This window comes from Arthrobacter sp. J156 (genome assembly GCF_056172865.1).
Genome location: NZ_CM149650.1, coordinates 262,121 through 274,359 on the forward strand (window position 1 = coordinate 262,121; position 12,239 = coordinate 274,359).

The 12,239-nt window shown below is 73.7% G+C and carries 9 protein-coding genes; 4 read left to right on the top strand and 5 right to left on the bottom strand.

All coding sequences use genetic code 11. The annotated features are described in order from the left end of the window. Positions 1-29: 29 nt before the first annotated feature. The 4 genes from manA to AC0QR5_RS01340 are packed head-to-tail and all read right to left on the bottom strand — an operon-like array spanning position 30 to position 4,679. Positions 30-1,253 carry a mannose-6-phosphate isomerase, class I gene (gene manA / locus AC0QR5_RS01325; protein ID WP_329859737.1) on the bottom strand — a complete coding sequence of 408 codons (1,224 nt, stop codon included), beginning with the start codon at positions 1,251-1,253 and terminating at the stop codon, positions 30-32. 7 nt (positions 1,254-1,260) lie between these two features. Next, entirely contained in the window at positions 1,261-2,922 is a 1,662-nt protein-coding gene (locus AC0QR5_RS01330) for an LCP family protein (RefSeq protein WP_329859738.1), read from the bottom strand. Between the two features lie 6 nt (positions 2,923-2,928). Next, entirely contained in the window at positions 2,929-3,450 is a 522-nt protein-coding gene (purE, locus tag AC0QR5_RS01335; protein WP_329859739.1) for a 5-(carboxyamino)imidazole ribonucleotide mutase, read from the bottom strand. Beyond that, positions 3,447-4,679: a 5-(carboxyamino)imidazole ribonucleotide synthase gene (locus AC0QR5_RS01340; protein WP_329859740.1), complete on the bottom strand. Its 1,233-nt coding sequence runs from the start codon at positions 4,677-4,679 to the stop codon at positions 3,447-3,449. Before AC0QR5_RS01340 ends, purE begins: the two co-directional genes overlap by 4 nt. Before the next feature lie 188 nt (positions 4,680-4,867). On the opposite strand from AC0QR5_RS01340, the gene AC0QR5_RS01345 reads away from it, so the two are divergent. Further along, a complete protein-coding gene (locus tag AC0QR5_RS01345) occupies positions 4,868-5,443 on the top strand; it encodes a GtrA family protein (RefSeq protein ID WP_329859741.1) in 576 nt (191 codons plus the stop codon). Here the strand turns inward: AC0QR5_RS01345 and AC0QR5_RS01350 are convergent. Beyond that, positions 5,440-6,189 carry a TIGR03089 family protein gene (locus AC0QR5_RS01350; protein WP_329859742.1) on the bottom strand — a complete coding sequence of 250 codons (750 nt, stop codon included), beginning with the start codon at positions 6,187-6,189 and terminating at the stop codon, positions 5,440-5,442. The genes AC0QR5_RS01345 and AC0QR5_RS01350 overlap by 4 nt on opposite strands. A gap of 318 nt (positions 6,190-6,507) precedes the next feature. On the opposite strand from AC0QR5_RS01350, the gene AC0QR5_RS01355 reads away from it, so the two are divergent. Genes AC0QR5_RS01355 through AC0QR5_RS01365 form a run of 3 tightly spaced genes read left to right on the top strand, consistent with a single transcriptional unit; the run spans position 6,508 to position 12,208 of the window. Then, positions 6,508-7,053 carry a WhiB family transcriptional regulator gene (locus tag AC0QR5_RS01355; protein WP_329859743.1) on the top strand — a complete coding sequence of 182 codons (546 nt, stop codon included), beginning with the start codon at positions 6,508-6,510 and terminating at the stop codon, positions 7,051-7,053. After that, a complete protein-coding gene (locus AC0QR5_RS01360) occupies positions 6,939-10,613 on the top strand; it encodes a glycosyltransferase family 2 protein (RefSeq protein WP_329859744.1) in 3,675 nt (1,224 codons plus the stop codon). The genes AC0QR5_RS01355 and AC0QR5_RS01360 overlap by 115 nt, the downstream gene beginning before the upstream one ends. Then, positions 10,610-12,208, top strand: a complete 1,599-nt coding sequence (locus AC0QR5_RS01365; RefSeq protein ID WP_329859745.1) for a DUF5719 family protein — start codon at positions 10,610-10,612, stop codon at positions 12,206-12,208. Before AC0QR5_RS01360 ends, AC0QR5_RS01365 begins: the two co-directional genes overlap by 4 nt. Positions 12,209-12,239: the final 31 nt, after the last annotated feature.

Genomic DNA, 12,239 nt, shown 5'->3' on the forward strand with positions numbered 1-12,239 from the left:
GGGCGGCCGGACGCGTGGGCCGTCCGGCCTCAGGGCAGCGTGACGGCGAAGGCCTCCGCCGGTCCGGGCCCGTGGTGCTTGACGACGACGGGAGCCTCGCAGGCCGGGACGAACACGGAGCCGCCCCGCTCGAGGACCAGGTCGCCGCGGGGCGAGTCCAGCACCATGGATCCCGCCGTGGCGACGACGAGGACGGGCCCGTTCTGCAGGAGCGGGACGTCGTCGTCCGCCATGGCGTCCACGCCGGGAGCCGCCGCGAAGACGATCCGCTGCAGCACGAACTCGTCGAAGCCGGGGGAATAGACCTCCTGGCCCAGTTCGGTCGTCCCCGCCTCGACGAACGGGACCGGAAGCGCCTCGAAGTCGACCGTGTCGAGCAGCTCGGGGATGTCGACGTGCTTCGCGGTCAGGCCGCCGCGCAGGACGTTGTCCGAGCTCGCCATGACCTCCACCCCGAGCCCGCGCAGATAGGCGTGCACATTGCCCGCCGGCAGGCAGATCGCCTGCCCGGGCTCGAGCTCGACCAGGTTGAGCATCAGCGAGACCAGCACTCCCGGGTCGCCGGGGTAGGCCGCCTCGAGCCGTGGCAGCTCCGCGAGTCCCGCGTCGTGCGGCCCGGCCCCCGCGGACGCCGCCGCCGAGGCGCCGACGAGGGCCACGACGTCGTCCGGGGCCTCGAGCAGCCCCGTGAAGGCCTCCCGCAGGCGCCCGCCGCGCAGGAGTCCGGCCGTGCGCCGGGCGGCCCCCGCTGCCGGCTCCGGGACCCGCCCGGCGAGCAGCTCGAACAGCGCGGCCGACTCGTCGGCCGGGCGGAAGCCGCACAGGGCCGTGAACGGGGTCAGCGCGAAGATCATCTCCGGCTTGTGGTTGTCGTCCTTGTAGTTCCGGTGGGCGGCGGAGCGGTCGACGCCGGCGCCCTCCTCGAGCGCGAAGCCCTCCCGGGCCCGGGCCAGGGTCGGGTGGACCTGGATCGACAAGGGGGCGTCGGCCGCGAGCAGCTTGGCCAGATAGGGCAGCCGGCCGAAGCGCTCCGCGGCGTCGGCTCCGAGTGCCGAGGCCGGGTCGTCCTCGATGAGCCGGTCGAGGGGCACGGGCGCGGCGCCGGGGACCTCGGCGAGGGAGGGGGCGCCGGGGTGGGCCCCGATCCACAGTTCGGCCTCCGGCCCGCCCGGCGCGTCGTGGCCCAGCAGCCCGGCCAGCGCGGTCCGGGACCCCCAGGCGTAGTCGCGGATGGTGTTCCTCAGACGGTACATGGCCCTCCTAGGGCGTGGAGCACTCGTTGTTGTTGGCCGCGATGAGCGAAAGCTGGTCCTCCCGGCCGAGCTCCTCGAGCCGGACCAGGTAGTCCTCCGTGATCGGGGATCCGTCGGGCTGCGTACTGGGCACCGCATCGGCACCCTGTTCGATGGCGTCGGTCGACGACGGAGCCGGGGTCGAGGCGCCGGATCCTGCCTGGCCGCCCCCGGCGGACGGGGAAGCGCCCGATCCGCCGCCGGAAGCCCCGGCACCGCCCTGGCCGTCCGTCGACGCCGAGGCGGGGGCGCTGCTCGCGGGGGCGGCACCCGAGGCCGCGAGCAGGAGCGCATCGACGCGCGTGTGGATCCGGTCGAAGTCGGGGAAGGTCGAGAAGCGCTCCGCGCTCGTGCCGAAATCGGGGGCTCCGAGCGTCAGGCGCTCGAACGGGGACTTGCGGGCCTTGTCGGCGAGATTCAGGAAGCTGCCGAGCTGGTCCTGCGGGATGTTGGTCTCCACGAGCTCCTCGCCCGCCGACATGATGTCCGTGAAGCGCGTCAACACGGTCTGCGGATTGAACTGGTTGATCATCGCCTGCTGCAGGCACTGCTGGCGGCGGATCCGGTGGTAGTCGGTCGTGAAGTAGCGCGAGCGGGCAAACCACAGGGCGTCCTGGCCATCGAGCTTGAGCTCGCCCGGAGCGAACCACCGCGTCCTGACGAAGGTGTCGTCCCGCGGCGCACCGCGATAGGGAACCCAACCGCCCGAGTCCACGGTGACGCCGCCCATCGCGTCGATGAACTGCTCGAAGCCGGCCATGTCCACGAGGACGTAGCCCTGGACCTTCAGGCCCGTGATGCCTTCGGCGGCGTCCATCATGGCCTCCGCCCCGGCATTCGAACCCGCCGGGAAGACATCGGCGTGCTCGTTCTCGACCGTGGGGTAGAGGGCATTGAGGATGCACTCGTCGCCGCAGCTGAACCCCTCGGGGTAGACGTCGTGCAGCGGCGACCCGGCGGGGAAGGGCGCCCTTTGGAAGTTGCGTGGGAAGGAGATCACGGCGGTCTTGCCGGTCGCGGCGTCGATGCTGAAGAGGGACATCGTGTCCGGGCGGAGCCCTACGCGGTTCGCACCGGCGTCGCCGCCGAGCAGCATGATGTTGTACCGGCCGTCGACGGGGTCGAACGCCGGGCCGGAAGCGAAGACGTTCTGGATGGTTCCGCGCCCCGTGTTGAGCACGAACGCGCCGTAGCCGAGGACGCCGCTCGTCGCCAGGACGGCCACGACGCTCGCCCCCGCGACGATCCCGCGCATGCCCGGGGCCAGCAGCCGCGGCCGGATGATGGCGAGCGTATTGATGAAGAGGACGAGCCAGCCCACGGCCAGGAGCCCCAGGACCACGACGAGCACGAGCTGGACCGCCGGCCGGGCGAGGAGCTCGATGAGGATGCTGCGGTTCAGCACCGCGACGGCCGCGACGGCGAGGAGGAGGAACCAGCAGGTAAGCGTCACCCGCAGTGCCCGCCGGCCCAGGCGCTTGCTGCCCGCGACGAGCTGCGCCCCGCCCGGGACCAGCACGGTCAGCAGGAGCAGCACCCAGGCCCTCTTGGTCCTCACGGGCGCGCTGGCGCTCTCGGGGTGGCGGACCGGGTCGGTCAGGCCCGAGGAGTCCGGGGTGCGTTCACTCATGCGTTCCTAACGTTCCGCGGCGAGCCGGCGCAGGGCGGCCCCCTTGTCGGCGGCCTGTTGACGCAGCGCCGACGCGAACTCGACGAGACGTCCGCGCAGTTCCCCGGCGAAGGGTCCATCCCCCGCGGCGAGGATGCGCGCCGCGAGGAGGCCGGCGTTCCGGGCGCCGCCGATCGAGACGGTCGCAACGGGCACGCCGGCCGGCATCTGGACGATGGAGAGGAGGGAGTCCATGCCGTCGAGGGTCTTGAGCGGCACGGGAACGCCGACCACGGGAAGCGGCGTCACGGAGGCGAGCATTCCCGGCAGATGGGCCGCGCCGCCCGCGCCGGCGATGACGACGCGCAAGCCGCGGGCATGGGCCTGCTTGCCGTAGTCGATCATCTCCTCCGGCATGCGGTGGGCGGAGACGACGTCGACCTCGAAGGGGATGCCGAACTCCTCCAGGGCCTCTGCCGCGAGGCGCATCACGGGCCAGTCGGAGTCGGAGCCCATGACGACGCCGACGAGCGGGCTTGCGGTGCTCATGCCAGGGTTCCTCCGGTGGCTGGTACGGGGGAACCGTCGGTTCCCGCCGGGGTGGTGGCCGCGGGACCGGCCGCCGGTTCGCGCCCGTCGCGGATGATCGCCGCGGCGCGTCCGGCCCGAGCCCGGACGGTGCCGGGGTCCTCGCCGGGCAGGCCCACCACGTTGACGTGCCCGATCTTACGTCCGGGACGGACGGATTTGCCGTAGGCATGGATCTTCGCGCGCGGCTCGGCGGCGAGGGCGGCGGGAAAGGCGGAATAGAGGTCCTCGTTCGCCCCGCCGAGGTAGTTCTTCATCACGCTGTAGCCCCCGAGGGCGGCCGTGTCGCCGAGCGGGAGGCCCAGGACGGCCCTCAAATGCTGTTCGAACTGGCTCGTCACGGAGCCGTTCATGGTCCAGTGGCCCGTGTTGTGAGGGCGCATGGCGAGCTCGTTGACGACGAACCCGGCGCCGTGTCCCGGGGTCTCGAAGAGCTCGGCGGCCATGACGCCCGTGACGTCGAACGCGTCGGCGATGCGCAGGGCGGTCTCCTGCGCGGTGCGGGCCACCTCGGTGGCGAGCCCGGGTGCGGGGGCGATGACCTCGTCGCAGACGCCGTCGACCTGGATGGTGTGCACCACGGGCCAGGCGGCCGAACGGCCGTCGGGCGTGCGGGCCACGAGGGCCGACAGCTCCCGCGTGAAGCCGACCTTGGCCTCGGCCAGGAGCGGGCCGTCGCCGAACCAGTCGGCGCAGTCCTCCGCTGCGGCGGGGCCGTCGACGATCCTCACGCCCTTGCCGTCGTAGCCGCCCGTGGGCGTCTTCAGGACCACGGGCCAGCCGATCTCCTCGCCGAACGCGCGCAGCTCGATCACGGAGGACACGGCGGACCACTCGGGGTTGGGCAGCCCGAGCCGCTCGATCGCCGCGCGCATCACGAGCTTGTCCTGGGCGTGGATCAGGGCGGCCGGGCGCGGCTGGACGTTGACGCCCTCCTCGATCAGCACGTGCAGGTGCTCGTTCGGGACGTGCTCGTGGTCGAACGTCAAGACGTCGACGCCCGCGGCGAAGCGGCGCAGGGTGTCCAGGTCGCGGTAGTCGCCCACGGGCGCTGAGCGCACCGCCGCGACGGCGGAGACATCCTCCGCCTCGGCGAGGATTCGCAGTTCGAAGCCGAGGCCGATCGCCTCGGGCGCCATCATTCGGGCCAATTGGCCGCCACCGACCACGCCGATCACAGGAAACGTCACCCCACTAGGTTACCCAAGCGGCGCGCGGACGGGCGCCCGCCGGGGCAGGGCAGGAGGCCCTTCCAAGCGAATCCACAGCAGGGATGCCTACAATAAGGGGTTGACTGGCTCCCGGACCGGACCGGAGCGTCGCGGACCCGTCCGGTCCGCGCCGGGGGACCGCACATCACACGAACACGTGGAGGAACATGCTGAAGGACTTGATGAGCCGGGCCACCGGTCTCGTATCGATGCTGTGGCGCGAGGTCATGAAGTTCGGAGTCGTCGGCGGCATCGCCTTTGTGATCGACACCACGATCTTCCTGTGGGCGATGAACGGTCCGATGCACGGCTCCGAGGTCAAGGCCAAGGTCCTGGCCGGCATCATCGCGACCCTGTTCTCGTGGGTGGCCAACCGCTACTGGACGTTCCGCCACCGGCGCCGCGCGTCGGTCGTGCGCGAGCTCGTCCTGTTCCTCGTGATGAACGGGATCGGCCTGTTCATCGCGGCGGCCTGCGTGTGGGTCACCAAGTACTGGCTGCAGCTCACGGACAAGACGAGCCTCTTCATCGCGGGTTCGGTCGTCGGACTCGTCCTCGGCACGATCTTCCGCTTCTTCGCCTACCGCTTCTGGGTCTTCACGGAGGAGCTGGACGCGGAGCCCCAGTTCCAGAAGGACCACGAACTGCTCCACCCGCATGCCACGGCCGCACGCCACGCCGCCGGCGGGGGGCAGCCGGCGGCCCCGCTCGAGACGCAGGGGGCCGGGGACCGCGAGCCCTAGCCCGCGCCTGGGCGGGACGCCGCGCCGGGGGAGCAGTCCCTCTCCACGCGTTCGCCCGTCAGCAGGCGCTCCGTGGCCGTGACGCCCGCTCCCAGGAGCACGAGGGGCACGCCGGCGCCGAAGAGTCCGACGGCGGTGCGCAGCAAGTGCCCCAGCACGCCGGGGGTGCCGGGATCGGCCCAGAGGGCCGTTCCCCCGGGCAGGCCCGCGCCGCCGAAGAGCTCCGCATAGGAGGTGTCGTCGACCGCTCCGGCGAGGGCCGGGGAGGAGCCGTCGACGGGATCGGCGAGGTAGTGGTCGCCGAAGGCCCGGACCTCGGCGGAGTAGTCCAGCGCACCCGGTGGGAGTCCGTCGTCGTACCGGAGCGAGAGCGCCCCCAGCGCGACGGCGGCCAGGTCCGCGTCCGGCCAGCGCTCCGCGGCCGCGGCGGCCGACGACGCCAGGACGAGGTCCGGGTGTCCGGAGCCGTCGATGACCAGCCGGGCGCCCGTGTGCCAGACGGCGAGGGCGAGGGCCACCGATTTCCAATGGGGCGGTGCCTCGAGCGCGACCGAGGTCCCGGGGCCGCAGTCGAACTCCTCCGCGAGGAGGTTGGCCGACTTGGCGACCCAGTTGTCCACGACCCGACCGCTCAGTTCCACGCGTTCGCCGTCCGGGCCGTGCCAGACGAGCAGCGGCGCGGTCGAGGCGCGCAGCGGCCTCAGCAGCCGTTCCGTAAAATCTAACGAAATGGTCTCGGAGTCCACGGGGGACCGCCTTTCGATGCTGGGAAAACCCTGTGAATCCGCGGAACTTGGGACACGCCCGGAATCCGCGGAATTCGCCGGGCGTGGCGTGGCGCCTTTCGAGGGGGCGGTATCTATAAAATCACCGCTTCCACTTGACGTACACCGAGTTACACCAGTGTAATTAGACAGCGAACCGGCTTGGCCCAAGCGACGGATAAACCGGTCCCCGCGCGGCATGGACCCCACGGTCCACGGCGGCGGGACGGGCCGGTGGAACCCGGAGCCGACCCGGCGGCCGGGAGGCAGTGACAGACGACCAGCGGAAGGGCTCACATCATGGGGACAGCAGAGCGCATTCACGAAGACAACGGGGTCGCCGCGCAGTCCGCGGCGGCCTACGGATCCCGCGGCGTGCCCGCGGACTGGTTCGTCGACCCCGCGGACGAGTCCGCCGCCGAACGCTACCGCGCGGCCACGGGCCAGGACCTCGAGGACCAGGCCACGGCCTTCCTCGCTGCGCACGAATCGGCGGCAGAGGCGCTTCACGAGGAAGCCCCCGTCGCCCCCGTCCGCGAGTTGCACTCCGGGCGCGCTGCCGAGGCCACCCCGTCCACGGCCCTCTGGATCGGCATGCCGCAGTTCCCCGGCGCCGAGGACGAGGGCGAGCTCGGATGGCAGACCGAGGCGCTGTGCGCCCAGACGGACCCGGAGGCCTTCTTCCCCGAGAAGGGCGGATCCACGCGGGACGCCAAGAAGGTCTGCGGCGCATGCAACGTCCGGGCCGAGTGCCTCGAGTACGCCCTGTCCAACGACGAGCGCTTCGGAATCTGGGGCGGCCTGTCGGAGCGCGAGCGGCGCCGGTTGCGGAAGCGAGCAGTCTGATTCACTCGCAAGTCCGCGTCACCGCAGTACTGGTCGCACACAATGGCGCACGCTATCTTCCGGGCACCCTGGAGGCACTGAACGGCCAGAGCCGGCCCGCCGACGTGTGCATCGGCGTCGACGCGGGGTCCTCCGACGCATCGGGTGCGCTCCTGCGCGCGGGCCTGCCCCAGGGCTCGCCGGTCGTCGAGGCCGCGTCGCAGGGCTTCGGCCATTCCGTGGCCACGGGGCTGCAGGGACGACTTCCGGCCGCGGACCCCGAGATCCAGGACTGGATCTGGCTGCTGCACGACGACGCGGCGCCGGACCCCTACGCCCTTGAGTCGCTCCTGCGGTCCGTCGAGACCACCCCGTCCGTGACCATCGCCGGCTGCAAGCAGCTGGACCGGGACGCGCCGCGTCGCCTCCTCGACGCCGGACTGACCGTCAGCCGCTGGGGCGAGCGCCTGACCCTGATCGACGTGGACGAGCTCGACCAGGGCCAGTACGACCGCCGCTCGGACAGCTTCGCCGTGAACTCCGCCGGAATGCTCGTCCGGCGCGACGCCTGGGAGCAGCTCGGCGGCTTCGACCCGGCCCTGCCCGGACACGGCGACGACCTCGACCTCTGCTGGCGGAACCGCCTGGCCGGGCACCGCGTCGTCGTCGTCCCGCAGGCCCGGATGTACCACTCCGCGGACACCATCAAGTCCATGGCCGGACCCGTGGCAGCCCGACGGGCCGAGGTGTACCTGCGGCTCAAGCACGCCCGCGCGTGGCAGTTGCCGTTCGTGGCCCTGGGCGCGGTGCTCGGCGGTGTGCTCCGCTTCTTCGCGAGCCTCGTGGCCAAGGACCCGGGGCACGCCCTCGGCCAGCTCGGGGCGAGCCTCGCCGCCGTCCTGTCCCCGCTGCGGCTGGCCAGGTCCCGGCGCGCCGCCCGGCGCACGCGCAGGGTCTCCCGCTCAATGGTGCGGATCCTCATGGTTCCCCGGCGGGAGGTCTGGGCCCACCGCCGGAACCTGCTCGAGGGCCTCGAGGCCACGCGCGTCGTCGGCGACGGCACCGGCTCGACGTCGGAGGCCTCGAACCCCTCGGGGGACAACAACGACGACTTCGCGGCGCTCGCCGCGCCGGCCCGGACCTCCGACGCCGTGAGCGCGGTCCTCGTCGTGCTCATCGCCGGAACGGCCGCGTTGATCGGCCTGCGCAGCCTCGTCAACGCGCCGGCCCTGACGGGCGGGTCGCTGCTCCCGCTCTCGCCGGGCCTCGGGGACATCTGGCACCACGCGACGGCCTGGTGGCAGGGTGCGGGCGGCGGCCAACCCGGCCCCGGCGACCCGTTCGACCACGTCTTGTGGCTCGTGGGAGCGGCCGGTCTCGGAAACGCCAACGCCGCCTTCGTCGTCCTCTTCCTCGCCGCGATGCCGCTGGCCGCCCTCGGCGCCTGGACGGCGCTCGGCGCCGTCACCGGCAGCCGTGCCGCGCGCCTCGTCGGGGCGCTCCTCTGGGCCCTCGCCCCGGCCCTGCAGTCCGCCCTCGGCGGAGGACGGGCCGGAGCGGTCGCGGTCCACGTTGTGCTCCCGTGGGTCGTGCTCGGGTGCATCCGGGCCGTCGGGGCCGCCCGGGAACGCCGGACGGGCGACGACGCCGGGGCCGGGCCGCCGCGGGCCGGCGTCCGTTCCGTCCCCTCCTGGGCGGCCGCCGCCGGGGCCGGTCTCGGACTCGCCGCCTGCACGGCCGGTTCGCCCGCCCTTCTGCCCTTCGCCGTCGTCGCCACGGTCCTCGTCGCGCTGCCCCTTGGTCGGCGGGCCAAGACCCTGTGGTGGGTTCCCGTGCCGGCGCTCGTTCTCGCGGCGGGCCACCTCGTCGCCGCAGCGGAGCAGCCCCGGATCCTCCTGGCCGACCCCGGCGTCCCCCAGGCCTTCGAGGCCGCGCCGCTGTGGCAGCAGCTCCTCGGCTTCCCCACGGCGTTCGACGCCGCGGCGCCCCTCGCCGGCTTCGGCTGGCTCCCCGCGGAAGTCCCCGGCGCGCTGACCGCCGCGATCGCCATCGGCGCGCCGGTGTTGCTGCTCGCGGCCGTCGGGCTCTTCAGGCCCGGACCGCGGGGCTGGACCGCGCGCACGCTGTGGACCGTCGGCGTCCTGGCCCTCGCCGCCGGCGTCGCGTCCGGACTCGTTCCGACGGCCGTCGACGCCGGAACCCCCGTGTCCGCGTTTACCGGCCCGTTCGTCTCCGTCTTCACGCTCGCCGCGGTCTTCGCCGCCGTCGTCGGACTCGACGGGCTGCGCCGCCTCCACCGCGACGCGCGCGCCAACCACGAGCCCGGGGCGCCCCGCGGCCGCGGGCGCACCGCGGCCTTCGCCGCGGCGATGGCGCTCCTGCTCGCCGCCACGGCGGCCTCCACGGCGCTGTGGCTCGTTCCCGGACTCGCGACGGGAGAAGCGGTCGCCGACGCCGCCGGCGACGGTGCCGCGACGCCCGAGCGCCTCGGCACCGCGCTCGAGGTCGTTCCGGGCGCCGCCCGGACGCTGCCCGCGACAGCCGCCGACCGCGGCACCGGTCCGTTCGAGGACCGCTCGCTCGTGATCGGGCGGGGCGACGACGGCATGATGACGGCATCGCTCATGGACGGCGCGGGCACGAGCCTCGACGGACTCGCCGCCATCGTCGACGTCGGGCGCTTCCACGGCGGCCTCGTCGATGCCGAACCGCGCCAGGACGACGACGTGACGGCGCTCGTGCGCTCCACGGTCGCCTCCATCGTCTCCGGCCAGTCGATCGATCCCCGTCAGGCGCTCCAGGAGCTCGGGGTCTCGTTCGTGGTCCTGCGGCCGGGGGATGCGGCCACTGACGCGCTGGCCGGCCAGCTCGATTCCGTCCCGGGCCTCGGGGCCGTGGGCCGGACCGAATCCGGGTGGCTGTGGCGCGTCGAGCCCGCCGCGGGTCTCGAGGGGACGGACAATCCCGCGGACTTCACGGCCCGGGTCAGGATCGTCGACGCCGGGGGCGCCACGGTCCGGCTCGTGCCGTCCGAACGCGCCCAGGTCTCCGGCCACGACGTTCCGGCAGGCGCCGAGGGCCGGCTCGTCGTCCTGGCCGAGCGCAGCGATCCCGGATGGCGGGCGCGCTTCAACGGCGAGCCCCTCCCGCCGGCCGGCACGGGCTGGGCCCAGGCCTTCGAACTGCCCGCCGGCCCGGGAACGCTCGAGATCCGCTACGACTCCGCCTGGACCGTCCCGGTCCTGGCCGCGCAGGGAACGGTCCTCGGGATGGCCCTGCTCCTGCTGGTCCCCATCCCGCAGCGCCGCCGTTTCGCCGTGCGCCGGCTTGAGCAGTACCGTTCGACGTCGAGCGCGGACAGCATCCGCGAGCTCGACGCCGGGGGGAGCGGGGACCCGACCGCGGACAGCGCCGCGGACGGCGGCGAGGGCTCCGGCCGGGACACTGCGGCCGGTGGCCACGGTGAGGCCGCCGCGGGCGGGCACGCCGCCGAGGCCGGCGCGGCGGACGCGGATGACGCGGCCGCCCCGGAGCCCGCAGGCGGTCCGGAGCCGGAGAACCACCAGGAGGCAGCACGATGACCGCTACCACGCAGAGGCGCAAGCGCGGCCGGATCGCCGCGGCGGCCGCCGGGGCCGCCCTCGTGCTGGGGACCGGGGGCGGCGTCGCCGCGGCCGCGTGGCTCCTGCCGGGCCCCGGAACGGCCGATGGAGCGGTGCCGCGCATCACGCTACCGGCCGGCGACTTCGTGGCGTCGTGCCCCGAGGCGCCCCGCGTTGTGGAGGGCACCACCGCCGAGGGGACGGACCCGGCCTTCGGCTCCGCCTCCTCGACCGAACGGGCGCCGCTGCGCGCCGTCGTCGTCGGCGACGCCGCCGAACGGATCCCCGGGAGCGTGGTCTCGGACGCCGAAGGCGGCGAGGTGCAGCGGCTGGCGCCCGCGGTACCGGACGCCGAGGCCGCCCAGGAGGCGGCGGCCAGCGCGGACGGGTTCTCGGGTCGCTCCGCCGCGGCCCGATCCGGCATCGAGTCCGGGGGGCCGACGGCGCTGACCGTCCAGCCGCTTGGCGGCTTCACCTCCGTCGCCGGCATGGCGCGGGGCTACGAGGCCGAAGACGGAGACCTGGCCGGCCTGGCCAGCTCCCGCTGCCAGAGCCCGTCGCACGAGCAGTGGCTCGTCGGCGCCTCGACCGAGCTGGGGCGGATGGCGCTGCTCGTCGTCACCAACCCCTCGGCCTCCGCCTCGACCGTCGACCTCGAGGTCCACGGGCCCACGGGTCCCATCGACTCCGGCGCCACGCGGGGGATCGTCCTGGCCCCCGGGGAATCCAAGCGGATCGTGCTCGCGGGCCTCGCCGCGGACGAGCCGGCGGTGTCCGTCCACGTCGTGGCGAAGGGTGCCCCCGTGGTCAGCGTGATCCAGCAGAGCGTCCTGCGCGGGCTGGTGCCCGGGGGAGTGGAGTACATCGAACCCTCCGCGGCGCCCGCCGACGGGCAGACGGTCGCCGGCGTCCTGGTCCAGGACCCGGAGGCGACCGCTCACCTCGACGGCGACGAGTACGCTGACGCGTCCACTGCGCTGCAGGTCACCGTCCCCGGAACCGAGGACGCCGTGCTCAACGTCCGCGCCTTCGGCACCGGAGGGGAGGCCGCGCTCCCCGGAGACGGCGTCCACTCCGTCGAGGCCGGACAGACCGTGCTCGTCCCGCTGGACTCGCTCGGCGCCGGTACCTACACCGTCAACGTCCAGGCGGACCAGCCGCTGGTGGCGGCCGTCCGGACCGTGTGGGGCAACGCGGAGTCACCGGAGACGGACCTCGCGTGGATGGCCTCGGCCGAGCGGCTCGGCAGCGAGCACCTCGTCGTCGTGCCGGAGACGGGGACGGCGCGCCTGGCCTTCGGTTCCGTCGGCGGGGAGTCCACGATCACCCTGAGGCCCGTCTCCGCGGATGGAGGGATCGGGGCCGAGACCACGCTCCAGACGTCCGGGGGGACCACTCTCGTCCAGGACATCACCCGGCTCGGCGGGGACACGGTCGCGGTGATCGTCGGGACGAGCGGGGACCCCGTCTACGGCGGGCTCGTGGGCTTCCAGCCCCGGGGAACGGCGACGGGGACGACCCTGCCGCCCGCGACCCCCTCCCAGCGCTCAGTCGTCGTCGACGTCACACCCTAGCCCAGGGTCGCCGGGTCCCGTTCCCGGGGTC

What these genes read in the sequence shown, in the direction of transcription:
- AC0QR5_RS01330 (WP_329859738.1), bottom strand. Translation starts at nt 2,922, where the DNA reads ATGAGTGAACGCACCCCGGACTCCTCGGGCCTGACCGACCCGGTCCGC.
- AC0QR5_RS01360 (WP_329859744.1), top strand. Translation starts at nt 6,939, where the DNA reads ATGCAACGTCCGGGCCGAGTGCCTCGAGTACGCCCTGTCCAACGACGA.
- purE (WP_329859739.1), bottom strand. Translation starts at nt 3,450, where the DNA reads ATGAGCACCGCAAGCCCGCTCGTCGGCGTCGTCATGGGCTCCGACTCC.
- AC0QR5_RS01355 (WP_329859743.1), top strand. Translation starts at nt 6,508, where the DNA reads ATGGGGACAGCAGAGCGCATTCACGAAGACAACGGGGTCGCCGCGCAG.
- manA (WP_329859737.1), bottom strand. Translation starts at nt 1,253, where the DNA reads ATGTACCGTCTGAGGAACACCATCCGCGACTACGCCTGGGGGTCCCGG.
- AC0QR5_RS01345 (WP_329859741.1), top strand. Translation starts at nt 4,868, where the DNA reads ATGCTGAAGGACTTGATGAGCCGGGCCACCGGTCTCGTATCGATGCTG.
- AC0QR5_RS01365 (WP_329859745.1), top strand. Translation starts at nt 10,610, where the DNA reads ATGACCGCTACCACGCAGAGGCGCAAGCGCGGCCGGATCGCCGCGGCG.